Source organism: Haloferula luteola, from assembly GCF_014201715.1.
Classification (GTDB): domain Bacteria; phylum Verrucomicrobiota; class Verrucomicrobiia; order Verrucomicrobiales; family Akkermansiaceae; genus Haloferula; species Haloferula luteola.
The window spans coordinates 85624-101826 of the sequence record NZ_JACHFD010000010.1; the positions used below are offsets into that span (position 1 = coordinate 85624).

A 16203-nucleotide genomic window follows, 5' to 3' on the forward strand; every position below is an offset into this window, starting at 1 on the left:
CCAAAGAAACAAGCGGGATTCCACCCCAAGCTATCCGGACCCCTCCCCAGCAAAATCTCAGATCTCGATGCCATCTTCAGACATCGGCGAACGAGACCAGACGACCTACTGCATCGCCTCCGGAGGGCACAGCAGAACACTCCAAATGCAATGCGTCGGACCATTTTCGATCCGAATCAACATCTTGTTGTAGCCTTTGTGGAAATGCACGCGGCGATAACCTTCTCCGAGGTTCCAAGCCGATTGACCACGGTCCTGCCAGATCAATTGATCATTCAGCCAGACACTCGCCGCATCGTCACTCGCCACCGCAATCAACATATCGCGATCATTCTCGAACCAAACCTCGGTGTATGCGTAATACGTACTCGCCCCAAACACATGAGGAGGCTGGCACCGTACCGAATCACTCTGATAGAACTCCCAACGCAACTCTCTCTGCGGATGATCCGGCTGATCCGAAAATTTTCCATCACGGTAAACGGCGTCGAAATCGATCTCTTCCTCTGGAGGATGCTTCTCCTCGAAGTCCACATCTCCATGATTCTCCCACGGCCCGACCAAATACCACGTATCCAGATACAACCACCCACTTCGTAAACTCTTCTCCGTAAAACGTCGGCCGGGCAAAGCCTTGGCCATGATCGCACCCTGATCGAGACGGATCGTCTCTCGCTTCCCCTGGGAAGCTGCCATGTTTGCACCCTCCCCGCTGAAATCGCCGCGCATCCCCGACGAAGTTCCCCCCACGCCCCCACCTCCAGTCATGTCGACCACCACCCCATAGTCATTTTGAGAACGTGCCGCCTCCACTCGCGCAGCACTCCTAGCAAAAGCATTGCCATCGAACTCGCGCGACTGCGTCAAGGATCGTTGCCCAGACGTCTCCAACAGACCGCGCGCCCGCGAGGCCATATCCTCTACCTCCTGAACTGCCTGATGGAGATGGTCTCGATACGCGCCGAGTTCCCCCACGGTTTCAGGCAACGGTTCATACCTCTCCAATTCAACGCTCAGGTCGGGACGCTCCGGTACATAAACCTGCGCACCACCACGAGATTCGGCATAACTCTGGTTCTCCGTCACCGCTTGAGACACCGCACTCACGTCAGCATAAGCCTCGCTCAACTGCTGCTCGATACCGCTCGCCTCCTCGTAAAGCTCCGCAGGAGTCGCGTTCTCCGACGTCCTCGCTGGGTGCATCTTGTCCGCTACTGAGCTTTCCGTATCATTCATCTCCGCCAAGTCCGTCAAGGACTCCAGTCCCGCGAGACTCTTATCCATCGCCTCAGCCGCCCGCTTCGATTCATACAGCTCGCCCCTCACATCGTGCAAATCGGGAATCTCCTCCAAGCGTTCGTCCAATCTTGCTTGGAGCGCCTTCAACTCCTCCCGGAAGCCCTCGGCATTCTCAGGAGAGGGAACCTCTCTCGCAACATGCTCCGCAAGATCCTCCGCCATCTTTCTCGCCGAACCGTCCATCGTCGTTCCCCCACTGAAGAAACCCGCAGCCAGGTGCCCGTCCGACTGCGTCACGTCCCGGCCATCCACGTAAATCCGCGCCACGCTGGCCATTTTGTCGATCACCACCGCCACCTCGTGCCAGACTCCGAATCCCAAGGCATCCGGCAACGATCGAGTCTCCTGACCCATCGACTCCTCGTCGCTGGTAGAAATCACAATTTGTCCACCCTTCGCCTCTCTCTCCGCCGCTTCCACAAACACCCGAAACCCACTTTGATTCTCACCCGAATGGCTGTTGGCAAACAACACCTGCGGCCGCTCAACCTTGGCCTCCAAACAAACCATCGCCACCACCGAGAACGCATCCCCCAAATCGATTGGCCAAAACTCCGCGCGAGAATTCACCCCGTTCCCTAACAAAACCTGTCCCCCTCTTTCGGGACTCTCCACCAATTGGGCATCGCGATCCAGAAACCCTTCGCGCCCCGTCACCCCATCCTTCAAATCCCCGTCGAACGAGAAACCATGCAGGGGCACCGCCTCGAACGGAGGAGCCAACGCAGCGCCAAACAGCATCACCTCGTCCAACTGACCTTTGGCACTGCGTTCATAACCATTTTGGTATCCCCCAACCACAAAGTTGCGCCGACCCATGTTTTCAACGGCACGCCCCACATGCAACTTGAGGACCTCGGCCTCCCGCTTGAAGTCGATTTGAGCATGCGCAAGGATGTCCCTCTGCTGGCGCTTCTTCAGTTCCGAAAGTTCACGATGCTGCCGCTCAAGAATCTCATCCCGCAATCGCCGGAGCTCCTCAACCTCCCGACGAAGCTTCTCCTTCTTCGTCACCTCCACCTCTTTCTTCAACTTCAACGCGGTCTTCTCATCCAGCTTTTGACGTTCCCGTTTCAACCGATCGTGCTCCTGCCGCGCCAACTCCCGTTGCCGAACCTCCTCCGTCCGCTCGGCCTCCTTGACCGTATCAAACCGCATCCGCGTCTTCATCCACGGAGCCAGCAAGCCCAGCAAAATCGCGTGCAGCACAATCGAGAGAATGAACACCTTCTTCATCATTCAACGGGCGTTATAGCGATCATCGTAGGTGCGAATGCCTACATTCGAAAGACCTCGAAATTTGCAAGCATCGAGCATCTCCACCACCTTTTCAAAGGGAGTTTCAAAATGCGCATCAAGCCGAATCCGTTGCTCGGGATGGGCACTCGCGATGCTCGCCAACTCAGCATGCAAGTGAGTGCGTGACACGGCTTCGCCCTGCCAGAAAACCTCGCCGCTCTCATTGATTCCAATCACACATTGGTCATCGTCCGGCGGCAACTTCACCGCGGATGATGACTCCGGTGGCACGATATCAATGTCCCGATCCTTCTTCTTGTACATCGTCGCTACCAAGAAGAAGGTCAGCAATAAAAAGACACAGTCGATCAAGGGCCCGATGGTGACATCAGGTTCGGGTTGGCGGCGGGATCGGAGGCGCATGAAAAGTCAGTCGTTTCGGGTGGAATCTCCCGTCTGTTGAAACGGAAAATCGCGAATACGGAAACGGATCGAACCAAAGCCCGTTTGCTCAAGGCGATCTTGAGCATCAATAACCTTTTGAAATGGAGTGCCTCGTTCCACCACCACAGTAACCGGCTTCTCGCTGCCACGCTCGGCCAGCAAATTCTTCAGCCACTCCCCTGGAGCCTCAAGCGGCTTGAACGTCCGAACACCCGACCAATTCTGGCCCACAGGCGCATACAAAGTGCCACCATCATCCACCCCAATCGGAAACGAATCATCATTCGGTTCAGGAGTGATGGCCGATGTGTCATCCGACAAAGTCACCGGAATCTGCCGCTCAAATCGCTTGATCATGCTCGTGACCAAGAAAAAGACCAACAGCAGGAAAACACAGTCGATCAGAGGAGAGAGCAAGACACCGGTCTCCGCAGGTCGCTTGCGATGAGCGCGAAGATTCATTTCCGATTCAGGAACCAATCTTTGAGTAGAGCCTCCGATTCGACCTCGATCGAACTCGCGATGTGATGCACGCGACGTCGCGACCAATGGTATCCAAGAAGCGCTGGAATCGCCAGAATCAGACCGACCGCCGTCGTGATCAGGGCCTTCGAAATCGAACCCGCCAACAGCGACGCACCTCCTTCGTCGCCGAATACCTCCACCAACTTGAATGCCTCAATCATCCCAATCATCGTCCCCAGCAAACCCAACAAGGGAGCAATCCCCGCAATCACACTCAGTGGATTGCACTTCTCCTCCTGATCCAGCACGGCTCTCGCTCCGATATCCGTCGCCCCTGACTGCAAAACATCAAAATTCGTGCCACGGAACTCCACCAGATGGCAAATGATCTCCGACGCCGTCGATGGCTGCCTTTTGCAGGCCGCCAGAATGTCATCATACCGCCTCTCATGGAACATCGGTCGCACCTCCTTCAACAACGCCGGGGGCATGAATTTCCCCCGCCGCAGCGTGATGAGGCGCTCCAACAGCACCGCCAACATCCCAATCGAAAGGATCGCCAAAGCCACCATCGTCAATCCCCCCTCGAACATCTCCTCAAGCCAATCCACTTGGACAAGCTGCGACTCCATCGGGTTCTCAATCAACAGCGGATCGACCTCCGAAGCCTCGACTTGAGCCGCTGGCGCTGATTCGACCCCCTCTTCGCCGTGGGCGAGACGCGGAGCCCAAGCGGCAATGAACCACAAAAAGCCGGAGATGGCGGCCAGGGAAATCAGGCGGATTCTAGGAAACATAGTGACGGAAGAAACTTGTCCCATCCCACCGTAATGCTCCGTGCCTCACAAGATCCTCACCCCTACCTAATCCTACTATTGGAGCCGGGTCCTGCTCTTGCTAAAGCGAGGAACGCTCTCCCCAATGGGTTTTCGCCACCTAGTTCTGATTCTCTTCCTCCTTCCTCGGCTCGGGTTCGGAGCTCCAGACGTCTTGACCCAGGTGGGTCAAGTCCGCGCCCTCACCCCGGAAAAAGCCCGAGCTCGAATCCCCGTCGAGATCGAGGGAGTCGTCATCTACTTCGACGCCACTACCGGTCACGCTTTCATCCACGATGAGACGGGCTCCGTGTTCTTCCGCCCCGGGATAGCCGGAACACCGGGTTCCGTCACGGCCGCCATCGGCGATCATGTCCGCCTCCGGGGTATCACTTGGGCAGGAGAATTTTCCCCAAGTATCGCTGGCCCCTCCAGCGAGGACGCTCCCGCCCCCGTCGAGCTCATCCCCCTCGGCGCAGGAAAATTGCCCGAGCCTCTCCCCGTTCCCTTCGATCAACTCAAAACCGGGCGTTGGCACGACCAATGGGTCAGCATCCATGGCACCGTGCGCGAAATCGATGCCGCACCCGGATTAGGACCGCGTCGAATTTCTCTCCTACTGAGCGGACCCGACGGACGCAGCATCCAAGCTCTCGGAAACAACCTCGACATCGGAAACCCCGTCATGGAGGTGAACCAGGAAATCGAGCTCCGAGGCATCGTCGCCGGCGGCGGCGATGCCCTAGGACGCCTCCAAGATGCCCATCTCCTCATTGGGGATGCCTCCTGGATCCAAAGCGACTCCGCCTCCACCACTGCAGCCTTCGACCAGGCTCCCACCGCACTCTCCGATCTTCGACGTTACCTGCCACCCGAGATCCGCGCCCATCGAATCCGAGTGGATGGCAGCATCTCCCTCGTCGTGCCCAATCAAGGATTTTTCCTCACCGATGGCCACCTCGGCACCTGGATCGAGACCACCCAACAGCAGTCCTTCCACCTCGGCGATATCGTCACTGCGGTGGGCTACGTGTCGGGAAATACCCTCACCGATGGCATCATCAAAGTCCTCGCTCAAGGCCCCCCTCCTGCCCCCCGTGTGACCCAACCGAGCGAATTGAATGATGCCACTCTCCAAGGCGCGCTTGTCACCCTCGAAGGCACCCTTCGCGATCTCCGCAACCTCTCCACAGGCTCCGATTTTCATATCGAAGATCGCAATGGCCACACCATCGCCGCGACCGCCCCCCCACTCTCCGCCCCCCCTGAGTCGGGAGCGCGGATCCTTGTCACAGGAGTCGCCGATCAAGGACAACTTCGACTACGGAATTCCCGTGATCTCACCATTCTTTCCGGACCACCATGGCTCACCCCGTCGCGTCAGATCGCCTTGCTGATCGGCGCAGCTTTCGTCGTCACGGCGATCATCCTTGGGCTCACTTCCCTCAAAATCCAGGTCGCCCGCCAAACCCGCCTGATCCAGGCGCAACTCGTCCACCGCACCCTCGTCGAAGAACGACAACGCATGGGTCGCGAACTTCACGATAGCCTTGAGCAGTACCTCGCCGGACTCCACTTGCAACTCGGTGCCCTAAAAGATCGCACTGCCGACTCCCCCGCATCCGTTCGCGAACTCGCCGCGGGAGCCGTTCGCATGCTCGACCACTGTCGCGAGGAAGCTCGGCGCTCGGTATTTGAACTCAGGACACAAACCTTCCAACGAGAGGGGCTGGCCGCCGCCCTCGTCCAATTCGTCGAGGAAATCCATCCATCCGCCCCCCCTACCGTCACCGTGGAGATTACAGGCGTAACGCGCCCCCTCCCTTCCGCCACGGAGTTCAACCTCCTTCGCTGCGCCCAAGAGGCCACCGCCAACGCCCTCAAACATGCCCAAGCGCAATCCATTCAACTTCATCTCCACTACCTCCCGGATCGCATTCGCCTCAGCATCCACGACGATGGACAGGGTTTTGACCCTGCTGCTCCCTACGCGTCGCAGCGCCCCCATTTCGGGCTCCTCCATCTCAAAGAACGTTCAGATCGCATGCATGCCGAACTCGCGGTCGATTCCGCGCCAGGCCTAGGCACCACCGTCACCCTGCACCTGCCCCTATGAAGCCCCCCCTTCGCATTCTCATCGTGGACGACCATTTTTTCGTTCGCGCGGGACTCAAAAGCAGCCTGGAGAGCGAGCCCGACCTCACCATCTGTGGCGAAGCCGCCAACGCCGCCGAAGCCCTCTTGGCTCACAGCACTCTGCGGCCCGATCTCATCCTCCTCGACCTTCGACTCCCAGATCGTGACGGCCTCGACCTCCTGGAACATCTCAAAAATCGTGATCCCTCCACCCAAGTGATCGTCTTCTCCGTCGACGAAACAGAAACCGACATCGCTCGTGCGCTTGAAGCGGGCGCTGCGGGATACCTCCCCAAATCATCCCCCCGCAGTCAACTCCTCGCAGGGATTCGCGCTGTCGCAGAAGGGGGAACTTCCTTTCCCCCCACCATTGCAGCAAAATTCCGCGAACACCGCTCCCGCACTCCGCTCAGCCCCAGAGAACGCGAAATTCTTCATCTCATCGTCGATGGCCAACCGAACAAACTCATCGCAGCTGCCCTAGGAATCTCGGAAAACACCGTCAAACTCCACGTCTCAAACCTCCTCGCAAAAACGGACGCTCCCGATCGCACAAGCATCGTCAAACTCGCCATCCAACGCGGCTGGGTCCGTCCCTAAGAGGCTGTCTGAAGAATCGTCACCGCGCGGATTTCAAGCTGTACTAGTTTTGTTAGGTATCGAAGAAACTCGGGATGCGCGAGTATCCGAGCAGCTTGACCGATTCTGAGTGGGAAATCTTCCGCCCGCTTTTTCCTGGTTGCCCGATGGGATTGCGGGGTCGTCCGCGGGAGCACTCGCGGCGCAGCATCCTCAACGGCATCTTCTACATCTTTCGGACCGGCGGCGCGTGGCGCATTGACCTTCACCGGATGAATCGCTTCATCCGGTGCGATCTGGCTGACGGTCTTGACCAGCTTGAGGACCTCAAGGCTCACCCGCACCTTGAACTCGGCGCTTTGCGTTCCTCTCTTTCGTTTCTCGGTTTTGCGGGTTGGCTGACGCCGCCAGAACCCTACCCCAATATACGGACTTCTCTGGCTCCGACTGCGGGGTCCTCTTCACTCATTTCGGTTCACCCCAGTTTCTGGATGATCGACGAGCCCGCCAGAACCAAGGTACCCAAAAGGTACCAGCCCATCATTCCTCCTACCGCGATCCCCGTTGCGACTGTCCATCTCTTCGAAAACCAGATCGCTTGGTGCCGCTCGAGCCAGATCGTCAGAACGACCCAGCCCAGAGGAATCAGAATGAGCAAGAATCCCCAGTTTCGCACAAATGCCAGCCGCAGGGGAAGTTCCGTAAACTCATCAGGATACCCCCTCACTTTCAAAATCGCGCCAGTCGAGAGGCACCCACCCACAATCAAGGGCGCATGGAGGCTACCAAGAATCCCCTGAATTCGGTATTCGGCGGAAAAGTTCATGACGATGGATTTCTTAGACTCGTCATCAGGAATGACTGCTCGCTGGGTACCCGGTCGAGTCCCCCCAGGCTTCCATGAGACGGACCTGCATCCTAAAGCCCAATCGCCCTTGTGAAGAGCACCGATATCCATTTCGACCCACGAATTTTGAGCCATCCCCTCCCCTTGAGCGATCGTTGCCAAGAAGATGGGGAGATTCCTCTCACCCTCAATCGCGATCTTCCTCTCTTGTCGCAGGAGGTCCAAGGCGCCACGCCCCATCACCCCCAAACCGTGAACACGCGCGAAACGAACGATCCTTCCTCACGGGAAACAAGAACGGCTTGCAGCGAAAACACTGCAAGCCGTTGAAAATGGGTGGTCGGGGCGGCCAGATTCGAACTGACGACATCCTGCTCCCAAAGCAGGCACTCTACCAGGCTGAGTTACGCCCCGGAACGGGCGGGAAATTCGACAGTTCCCCGTCCCTTGGCAAGCGGGAAAGTCGACGAAAAGCACACTTCTTTGCAAAGGGCTTCAGAATTGAAGTGATTTCAGCCCCAGAATTCGCCAAGATTCTGCTTGGCAAGAAGGCGCCTACCGTACAAGTTCCGCGCCCGCCCGCAGTCTGCGGACCCGATTTTCTTACTACACATTCATCATCATGGCCGTCGCTCTCCGCCTCAACCGCCAAGGAACCAAGGACCGTCCTTACTACAAGATCGTCGCCGTCGACAGCCGCAAGCGTCGCGATGGCCGCTTCATTGAGCAAGTGGGCACCTATGACCCGATGAAGGAAGGTGCTAACTACACGATCGACCTGGAAAAGGCCGACAAGTGGATCAGCAATGGCGCCAAGCCGTCCGAGACGGTTTCCAGCATCATCCGTAAGGCCCGCACGGCCGCCCAAGCCTAAGCGCTTCGGAAAATCGGGATTTTTCACGACCGCGCGCCTCACCGGGCACGCGGTCGTTGTTTTTGTGGGCATGGGCTCACGGGAGCCTACAGAATTCCTCTTGGCTCTGTCCGCGCATGCCTGCCACCTTTCGCCGTCCATGGAGTTCGCCACCCTGATCGCTCAACGCCGCCGTCGATTCGCGGAAATCAACGAAATCATGGGAGATCCCGAATTGTTTTCGGATTCCCGTCGGGCTGGCGAGATCATGCGAGAGCATCGTCGCCTCAAAGAGACGCTTGAGATCTGGGAAGAACTCGAAAAGGGTCGCACCGAGCGCTCCGAAAACGAGGAGCTTGCCCGCGGCGAAGATCCTGAACTGGCCGAGCTGGCATCCCTCGAACTCCAACGGTTGGAATCCGAATTGCCGGACCTGGAAGAGAAACTCCAGTACGCCCTCTTGCCGGCAGATCCGAACGAAGATCGCGACGCGATCATTGAAATCCGCGCTGGGGCTGGCGGCGATGAAGCTTCTCTGTTCGCCGCTGAATTGATGAGGCTCTACCAGCGCCACGCGGAAAACCGAGGGTGGAAATCCGAGCATCTGGGATCGTCCCCGTCCGAAGTGGGCGGCTTCAAGGAGGTGGTGCTGAGGGTCACCGGAGATGAAGTATTTCGCTTTCTGAAATACGAAAGTGGCGTCCATCGGGTTCAGCGAGTACCTGCGACCGAGACCCAAGGGCGCATCCATACCTCGACGGTGACGGTCGCCGTACTCCCGGAAGCCGAAGAGGTCGACGTCCAACTCAAACCGGACGAACTGCGTATCGAAGTCTGCCGGGCCGGCGGCGCCGGTGGCCAGCACGTCAATCGGACCGAATCCGCGGTGCAGGTATTTCACCTCCCCACCGGGATCATGGTGCGCTGTGAAGACGGGCGCTCTCAGGGCCAGAACAAGGAACGTGCCCTGCAAATCTTACGCTCTCGGCTTTATGAGATGAAGGTCCGCGAAGAGCAGGAAAAGTATTCGGCCCATCGCCGCACCCTGATTGGATCCGGGGACCGTTCGGAGAAGATTCGGACCTACAATTTCCCACAAAGTCGGGTCACCGACCACCGGATCGGCTACACCTCCCACAATCTCGACGCGATCATGAACGGTGCGCTAGAGGAACTGACCGGTGGCCTGCAACGTGCGGAAATGGCGGAGCGACTCGCCGGTTTGCAGTGAGTCACTTGATAAAGATTTCTCCCTTTAGTTGGCTGACCACGCGCATTTGATCGCCGCCCCGGCTGGGCACCGCCTCCTGCAAAAACCAGCCATATTCCGCCGTCCAGCTGAAGTCATACCATCCCGCTCTTCGAACCACTCCTCCGCTCTCGTTGACAGGTCGGATCACCGTCACTCGCCGGACGTGGTTTTCCTGAAATTGGTCACACTGCCTCACCCCTTCGACGATCGAGACCACATGGATGGGGTCTGCTCGCACTTCGTCATTGAGCGCGATCAAACGAATCGCCTCCGGTTCGCTCAATTCCTGAGTCGGTTCAGCAGCCCATGCCCAGTGACTTCCCGCCAACAATGCGGCCGACATTATCGAAATCGACGATTTCATCCTTCCTAAAAAGCCGCAGCGGGCCGTTTTATTCAGTCGAATTCAGTTGAGTTTTGTCATGTCGCCCGCGCTTCGATCTGCCCTGAGCTCATCTCTCGGGACTTTGCCTTCGGGCGCATGGCGATCGGTCGCCGGCGGCCACAGCCACGTGACTTATCTTTGGGGACCTTGGTTCCTCAAGATCAGCCCGCTCCCCCACCACTCCGCATTGGCAGCCGAAGTCACTGGTTTGCAATCCATCGCTGAAACTTCAACTCTCCGGGTGCCGGCGGTCCTCGGTTGCGGAATCGCCGACGATCTGGCTTGGCTGGCATTGGAAGCATTGGACCTCCACCTCCATGGGGACGAAAGAGCCTTGGGAGAGCGCCTAGCCGCATTGCATCAAACGACCGGTCGTTGCTATGGAGACCATCCCGACAATTTTATTGGGTCCACTCCTCAGCGAAACCTGAACACCGAGATTTGGGCCGACTTTTTTCGGGATCAACGGCTGCTTCCTCTGATCGAGCAACTAAGGGCTCGAGGCCACGGACTCCCGGAAGCGGATCCGTATCTCGACCGATTGCCGGATCGATTGCCGCCCCGCCCCCCTGCCTCGCGTCTCCATGGCGACCTCTGGAGTGGCAATAAGGCGTTCATGGCGGATGGATCCCCCGTCGTTTTCGATCCCGCCGTTTACCATGGGGATCCTGAGTGCGACATCGCCATGACCCGGCTCTTTGGGGGATTTGGCCCTTCATTCTATCAAGCTTATCGCCATCATCATCCGGCTCCGGCAGAGGTTTCCCTCATCCATGATACCTACCATCTCTACCACCTTCTCAATCACGCTCTCCTTTTCGGTGGCAACTACCTTCATCAGGCGCGCGATCACCTGCGCCGCGGGTCTTAGCCTGGCATCCTGCGCACCCGACCCGCTGGCCATCCCGGGTCCCGCCGCCACGGTCACCCGCACGGAGGCGCTGCGCACGGCATCGATCTACCGGCATCTTTCCTGGCTGCCTGAGGAACGCCACCAGCTCCACGGCCCCGATGTGGCCGGAATCACGGTCCACACACCTGACCTGGGTCTCGCCGACTACGGGATGGACCACGGATGGTGGAAACCGGGGGTTTCGGCAACGGGCATGCCCTACCAATGGGGAGGCTTCGACACGCCGCGCCAGTTTCTCTCCTCCCTCCAACGAGGCGAGGCCGCCGGAGACATTTCCACACCCGCGAAGCGAAATCTCGGCGACGCCGGTACCAGCAGGCAGGCCTGCGGCATCGACTGCTCCGGATTCGTGTCCCGTTGCTGGCGATTGGACCGTTCCGTCTCCACCCGCGAACTTCCCCATATCTGCCAACAGCTGAAGGCCTGGGAACACCTGCGACCCGGAGATATCCTCCTTAATGATCGACACGTCGTCCTCTTTGCAGGCTGGGATCGGGAGGGCTCTCATATTTTGGCTTACGAAGCCGGCCCGTTTCCCGTCTGGCGAGTCAACGCGGCCTCAATTCCCGTGTCGAAGCTCCGCCGCGAAGGCTATGCTCCTTGGCGCTACTTGGGGATGAAAGACACCGCGACTTCCAAGCATTGACCCTGGAGGGATGCCAAGATTCCCCCCTTGCCTCCTTGGCACCCTCGGCCATGCTCCACGCCATGCAAACCGCTGCGTTTCTGAAGGACATGTTTGGGCTCCAGGGAAAGGTCGCCGTCGTCATTGGCGGCACTGGGGAACTTTGCGGCGTGATGGCCGAGGGCCTCGCCAAGGCCGGCTGTGAAGTCGTGCTGGTCGGCCGCATCCGTGAAAAGGCCGAGAAAAAGCTCGCCCATATCGAGGAGGCCGGTGGCAAAGGTTATTTCATGCCGGTCGATGTCACCTCCACGGCCTCGATGCAGGAGTTGATTCAAAAAGTGGTCGAACGCTCCGGCCAAGTCGACATCCTTATCAACGGCGCGGGGATCAACTCCCCCACCCCTTTCCTTGAAATCACCGATGAGGAATTCCACCGGATTGTGGACACCAACCTCACCGCGGTGTTCCGGGCCTGTCAGGCATTCGGGAAGTATTTCATCGATCAAGGCATCCCCGCATCGATCATCAACCTCGGCTCCATGTCCGGCATCGTGCCACTCAGCCGAGTTTTCACCTATTCCGCGACCAAGGCCGCGGTCCACAATCTTTCGAAAAACCTCGCCCGCGAGTGGGCTGAGCACTCCATTCGGGTCAATACGATCGTTCCGGGCTTCTTCCCTGCTGAGCAAAATCGCAAGGTGCTGGATGAAGGCCGCGTCCTCGATATCCTTCGCCAAACGCCCATGAGCCGCTTTGGTTCACCGGACGATCTCATCGGTGCCACGCTGCTGTTAGCTTCGGATCGCGCCGGTGCCTTCATCACCGGCTCAGAGATCGTCGTCGACGGTGGCTTCAATGCCATGAAGATCTGACCCCACCCCCTGGCGGCCGCATGGCGGACCCCGTCTCGTTGAGGAGGATTCCCCCCTCGCAAGGCGGGCTGCTCGCTTGCACCGATGTCGAATCGTGGGAAATTGATTTCCCCGTGCGGCTTGCACCCCGCCGACCGCGGGTGTAAAGACGCCGCCCCGGCCGCCTCCACCACGGCAACCAACCCGGCTTTCTCATGATCAAGTGGCTCCTTCAGAAAATCGTTGGCTCGAAAAACCAACGCGAGATCAAGCGCATCCGCCCCACGGTCGAACGCAGCAAGGAAATCGAGGAAGCGCTCCAGAAGGAGCCGGAGGAAAAACTCCGGGAGCTGACCGACAAATGGCGCACTCATCTTTCTCGGTATCATGAGCTGAAAGCGCCCGCCAAACCCCAGCTCGAACGGGGTGACCGCGAACTTCTGGAAACTGCTGCCGCCGCGATGGAAGCACGCTTGGCATCGCTCCGCGAAGAATTTCCCACCCTACCGGGAACGGTTGAAGCTTCTGTCGAATCCATTGAAGCGGCCAAGGCGGCGTTCCGAGAAATCGAACCTCAGTTCGTCAAATCTCGCGCCCGTTTCCTCAATCAGATCCTTCCCGAAGCCTACGCAGTGGTCAAAAACGCCGCCCGGCGCATGAGCGGCATGACGATCTCCGTCTGCGACACTCCGCTGACGTGGGAGATGGTGCACTTCGACGTTCAGCTCGTCGGTGGCATCGCCCTCCACCGCGGCATGATTGCTGAAATGCAGACTGGTGAAGGCAAGACACTCGTCGCCACCCTGCCCGTCTTCCTCAACGCCCTCACCGGCCTCGGCGTTCACGTCATCACCGTCAATGACTACCTCGCCCGCCGGGACTCCGATTGGATGGGCTCCCTGTTCAAATTCCTCGGTCTCACCGTAGGATGCATCCAAAACCAAATGGCTCCTTGGGAGCGCCGCGAGATGTACGCTTGTGACATCACTTACGGCACCAACGCCGAGTTTGGTTTCGACTACTTGCGGGACAATGGCATGGCCGGCTCCAAGGACGATCAGGTGCAACGGGGCCATTACTTTGCGATCATCGACGAGGTCGACTCCATCCTCATCGACGAAGCTCGGACTCCCCTCATCATCTCCGGGCCATCCACCGTTTCGAGCCATCAGTTCGACCGCTACAAGCCGCTCGTCGATCAGTTGGTAAAGCGCCAAACCGCGCTGTGCAATGAGCTGGTCAACGAATCGAAAGACCTCCTTGAGTCCGACCAGGACGCCGCCGGACGCAACCTTTTCAAAGTCAAACTCGGTCAGCCTCGCAACCGCCAACTCATGCGGATGATGCAGGAGCCCGACGTGCGGCGCCTGCTCGAAAAGACCGAACTCTCCTTCTATCAAGACGCCCAAAAGAAGGAGCTCTTTGCCATCAAGGAAGAACTCTACTTCACCATCGATGAGAAGGCGAACGACGCTGACCTGATGGAAATGGGTCGTGAGTTTCTTTCTCCCGGCGATCCAGATGCCTTTGTTTTGCCTGATCTCGGCACCTTGCTCGCCGATATCGACGCGGATCCAGAGCTCACCGATGAAGAGCGCGTGGAGCGCAAAGAGCAGGCGCAAGCTCGCATGGATCAGCAGGCCGAGAAGATGCACAACATCTCTCAGCTTCTCAAAGCCTACTGCGTTTTCGAGAAGGACGTCCAATACGTCGTCGAAGAAGGCAAAGTCGTCATCGTCGATGAAAATACCGGCCGGAAAATGCCCGGTCGTCGATGGTCCGATGGACTTCACCAAGCGGTCGAAGCCAAGGAAGGTGTGGTCATCGAAAAGGAGACCCAGACCTACGCCACCATCACCATTCAGAACTACTTCCGCCTTTACGAAAAGCTGGCGGGCATGACAGGCACCGCTGAAACCGAAGCTGCCGAGTTTTCGGACATCTACAAACTCGACGTCCTTCCCATCCCCACCAACCGTCCCAACCAACGGAAGGATCTCAACGACCAAGTCTTCAAGACGCGCCGCGAAAAATACAACGCGGTCATCAAGAAGATCGAGGAAGCCCACCAAAAAGGCCAACCAGTTCTCGTCGGCACCGCTTCCGTGGATGCCTCTGAAACCGTTTCGCGGATGCTCAAGCGGGTCAAAATCCCCCATGAGGTCCTCAACGCCAAAAACCACGCCCGCGAGGCCGATATCGTCGCCGCCGCCGGCCAACATGGCGCCGTCACCATCTCGACCAACATGGCCGGCCGCGGCACCGACATCAAACTCGGTGTCGGCGTAGCCGAACTGGGCGGCCTCTTCGTGATCGCCACTGAGCGCTACGAATCCCGCCGCGTCGATCGCCAGTTGCGCGGACGTTGCGCCCGTCAGGGCGACCCCGGTCTTAGCCAGTTCTACATCTCCTTCGAAGATGACCTGATGCGGAACTTCGCCGCAGCCGATCGCATGACCAACATGATGGAGCGATTCGGCATGGAAGAAGGCGAAGCCCTCGAACACGCATGGTTGAACAAGTCGGTCGAAACCGCGCAGAAACGAGTCGAGCAACGCAACTACACCTGGCGAAAACGCATTCTCGAATTCGACGATGTGATGAACCAACAGCGCGAAGTCGTTTACGGCTACCGCAATGAGGTGCTCACCACGGAAAATCCGGGAGACTTGGTGACCGAAATCATCGAAAAGACCATCCCTGCCAAAGTCGAAGACTACCTGAGCGAACGCGACGACGAGTCTCCTGACTACAACGAGCTGCTTCATTGGGTCAACGGCACACTCCCGATTCGGATCACACCTCAGGATCTCGACATCGAGAACGCCACCGCGGAGTCGATCTCCGACATGATCGTCGGCAAGGTGAAGGAGCTTTACTCGGCCCGTGTGAAGAATCTCCCGCCCGAGATTGTCGAAAACGAAGAGCGTCGGATGATCATGGCCGCCATCGACAAACAATGGCAGGCCCACCTCTACAACATGGACGCTTTGCGCGAAGGTATTTCCTTCCGCGCTCAGGGCCAAAAGGATCCTCTCATCGAATACAAGAATGAGGCCTACAAGCTCTTCGTCGATCTCATGGGCAACATCGACCAAGAGGCTCTCAATAACCTCTTCCGCTCCGCTCACCGCATTGAGGAGTTCCTGCGCCAGCACTTCGCTGCCATGCAGGAACGCCAGACGGCACCAAGCCCGCCCGTGGCAGGACCCGCTTCCACAGGAAATTCAGGAAACCTCGTCGCAGACGCTTCCGCCGGCAGTGGAGAGCTGAAACTCAACCTGCCGAAGCGCCGACCCAGCTTCAATATCGATACCGTCGGTCGCAATGCCGATTGCCCCTGTGGCTCTGGGCTGAAGTATAAACAATGCTGCGGCAAAGAGGCGTAAATGGGAGTTTTCTGGGCCTTCTGGACGGTTTTTTCACCAGAAGGCCCCACTCTCACAACTCCTCACTTGACATCATTCCCGGCGTGGATAGCCTCCGCGCCCCGACTCGAA

At 58.3% G+C, this 16203-nt stretch carries 14 protein-coding genes and 1 tRNA gene; 8 read left to right on the plus strand and 7 right to left on the minus strand.

The genetic code is table 11. The annotated features are described in order from the left end of the window. Positions 1 to 105: 105 nt before the first annotated feature. From HNR46_RS11130 to HNR46_RS11145, 4 genes are read right to left on the minus strand one after another with little or no spacing between them, the layout of a single operon-like run. Positions 106 to 2538: a LamG-like jellyroll fold domain-containing protein gene (locus HNR46_RS11130; protein ID WP_221285123.1), complete on the minus strand. Its 2433-nt coding sequence runs from the start codon at positions 2536 to 2538 to the stop codon at positions 106 to 108. After that, positions 2539 to 2961 (minus strand): ExbD/TolR family protein, encoded by a 423-nt coding sequence (locus HNR46_RS11135; RefSeq protein ID WP_184018778.1) that lies wholly within the window; start codon positions 2959 to 2961, stop codon positions 2539 to 2541. A gap of 6 nt (positions 2962 to 2967) precedes the next feature. After that, complete coding sequence (locus HNR46_RS11140; protein ID WP_184018780.1) at positions 2968 to 3444, minus strand: biopolymer transporter ExbD; 477 nt, start codon at positions 3442 to 3444, stop codon at positions 2968 to 2970. Further along, positions 3441 to 4244: a MotA/TolQ/ExbB proton channel family protein gene (locus tag HNR46_RS11145; RefSeq protein ID WP_184018782.1), complete on the minus strand. Its 804-nt coding sequence runs from the start codon at positions 4242 to 4244 to the stop codon at positions 3441 to 3443. The genes HNR46_RS11140 and HNR46_RS11145 overlap by 4 nt, the downstream gene beginning before the upstream one ends. Before the next feature lie 124 nt (positions 4245 to 4368). Between HNR46_RS11145 and HNR46_RS11150 the strand changes: the two genes are divergently transcribed. Together HNR46_RS11150 and HNR46_RS11155 are read left to right on the plus strand one after the other, a co-directional pair. Then, positions 4369 to 6378 (plus strand): sensor histidine kinase, encoded by a 2010-nt coding sequence (locus HNR46_RS11150; RefSeq protein ID WP_184018784.1) that lies wholly within the window; start codon positions 4369 to 4371, stop codon positions 6376 to 6378. Then, positions 6375 to 6998: a response regulator gene (locus tag HNR46_RS11155; protein ID WP_184018786.1), complete on the plus strand. Its 624-nt coding sequence runs from the start codon at positions 6375 to 6377 to the stop codon at positions 6996 to 6998. The genes HNR46_RS11150 and HNR46_RS11155 overlap by 4 nt, the downstream gene beginning before the upstream one ends. A 454-nt stretch (positions 6999 to 7452) precedes the next feature. On the opposite strand, the gene HNR46_RS20920 is transcribed toward HNR46_RS11155, so the two are convergent. After that, positions 7453 to 7803, minus strand: coding sequence for a hypothetical protein (locus HNR46_RS20920; RefSeq protein WP_246418049.1), 351 nt, complete (start codon positions 7801 to 7803; stop codon positions 7453 to 7455). Between the two features lie 358 nt (positions 7804 to 8161). Then, positions 8162 to 8238, minus strand: a tRNA-Pro gene (locus HNR46_RS11165). A 208-nt stretch (positions 8239 to 8446) separates the two neighbouring features. Between HNR46_RS11165 and rpsP the strand changes: the two genes are divergently transcribed. Together rpsP and prfA are read left to right on the plus strand one after the other, a co-directional pair. Next, positions 8447 to 8698, plus strand: coding sequence for a 30S ribosomal protein S16 (gene rpsP / locus HNR46_RS11170; RefSeq protein ID WP_184018790.1), 252 nt, complete (start codon positions 8447 to 8449; stop codon positions 8696 to 8698). 139 nt (positions 8699 to 8837) lie between these two features. Continuing rightward, positions 8838 to 9908, plus strand: coding sequence for a peptide chain release factor 1 (gene prfA / locus HNR46_RS11175; protein WP_184018792.1), 1071 nt, complete (start codon positions 8838 to 8840; stop codon positions 9906 to 9908). Position 9909: 1 nt separating this feature from the next. On the opposite strand, the gene HNR46_RS11180 is transcribed toward prfA, so the two are convergent. Next, on the minus strand, positions 9910 to 10293 hold the full coding sequence (locus tag HNR46_RS11180; protein WP_184018794.1) for a hypothetical protein: 384 nt from the start codon (positions 10291 to 10293) through the stop codon (positions 9910 to 9912). Positions 10294 to 10351: 58 nt separating this feature from the next. On the opposite strand from HNR46_RS11180, the gene HNR46_RS11185 reads away from it, so the two are divergent. The 4 genes from HNR46_RS11185 (at position 10352) to secA (ending at position 16092) form a co-directional block, all read left to right on the plus strand. Further along, on the plus strand, positions 10352 to 11185 hold the full coding sequence (locus HNR46_RS11185) for a fructosamine kinase family protein (protein ID WP_184018796.1): 834 nt from the start codon (positions 10352 to 10354) through the stop codon (positions 11183 to 11185). After that, entirely contained in the window at positions 11136 to 11873 is a 738-nt protein-coding gene (locus HNR46_RS11190; protein ID WP_184018798.1) for a hypothetical protein, read from the plus strand. Before HNR46_RS11185 ends, HNR46_RS11190 begins: the two co-directional genes overlap by 50 nt. Before the next feature lie 62 nt (positions 11874 to 11935). Beyond that, positions 11936 to 12724, plus strand: coding sequence for an SDR family oxidoreductase (locus HNR46_RS11195; RefSeq protein WP_184018800.1), 789 nt, complete (start codon positions 11936 to 11938; stop codon positions 12722 to 12724). Positions 12725 to 12918: 194 nt separating this feature from the next. Then, the gene (gene secA / locus HNR46_RS11200; protein WP_184018803.1) at positions 12919 to 16092 is read left to right on the plus strand and encodes a preprotein translocase subunit SecA; all 3174 of its coding nucleotides are present in this window, start codon (positions 12919 to 12921) and stop codon (positions 16090 to 16092) included. The last annotated feature ends 111 nt before the right edge of the window (positions 16093 to 16203 follow it).

What these genes read in the sequence shown, in the direction of transcription:
- HNR46_RS11130 (WP_221285123.1), bottom strand. Translation starts at nt 2,538, where the DNA reads ATGATGAAGAAGGTGTTCATTCTCTCGATTGTGCTGCACGCGATTTTG.
- HNR46_RS11180 (WP_184018794.1), bottom strand. Translation starts at nt 10,293, where the DNA reads ATGAAATCGTCGATTTCGATAATGTCGGCCGCATTGTTGGCGGGAAGT.
- HNR46_RS11155 (WP_184018786.1), top strand. Translation starts at nt 6,375, where the DNA reads ATGAAGCCCCCCCTTCGCATTCTCATCGTGGACGACCATTTTTTCGTT.
- prfA (WP_184018792.1), top strand. Translation starts at nt 8,838, where the DNA reads ATGGAGTTCGCCACCCTGATCGCTCAACGCCGCCGTCGATTCGCGGAA.
- HNR46_RS11185 (WP_184018796.1), top strand. Translation starts at nt 10,352, where the DNA reads ATGTCGCCCGCGCTTCGATCTGCCCTGAGCTCATCTCTCGGGACTTTG.
- HNR46_RS11195 (WP_184018800.1), top strand. Translation starts at nt 11,936, where the DNA reads ATGCAAACCGCTGCGTTTCTGAAGGACATGTTTGGGCTCCAGGGAAAG.
- rpsP (WP_184018790.1), top strand. Translation starts at nt 8,447, where the DNA reads ATGGCCGTCGCTCTCCGCCTCAACCGCCAAGGAACCAAGGACCGTCCT.
- HNR46_RS11135 (WP_184018778.1), bottom strand. Translation starts at nt 2,961, where the DNA reads ATGCGCCTCCGATCCCGCCGCCAACCCGAACCTGATGTCACCATCGGG.
- HNR46_RS20920 (WP_246418049.1), bottom strand. Translation starts at nt 7,803, where the DNA reads ATGAACTTTTCCGCCGAATACCGAATTCAGGGGATTCTTGGTAGCCTC.
- secA (WP_184018803.1), top strand. Translation starts at nt 12,919, where the DNA reads ATGATCAAGTGGCTCCTTCAGAAAATCGTTGGCTCGAAAAACCAACGC.
- HNR46_RS11150 (WP_184018784.1), top strand. Translation starts at nt 4,369, where the DNA reads ATGGGTTTTCGCCACCTAGTTCTGATTCTCTTCCTCCTTCCTCGGCTC.
- HNR46_RS11140 (WP_184018780.1), bottom strand. Translation starts at nt 3,444, where the DNA reads ATGAATCTTCGCGCTCATCGCAAGCGACCTGCGGAGACCGGTGTCTTG.
- HNR46_RS11145 (WP_184018782.1), bottom strand. Translation starts at nt 4,244, where the DNA reads ATGTTTCCTAGAATCCGCCTGATTTCCCTGGCCGCCATCTCCGGCTTT.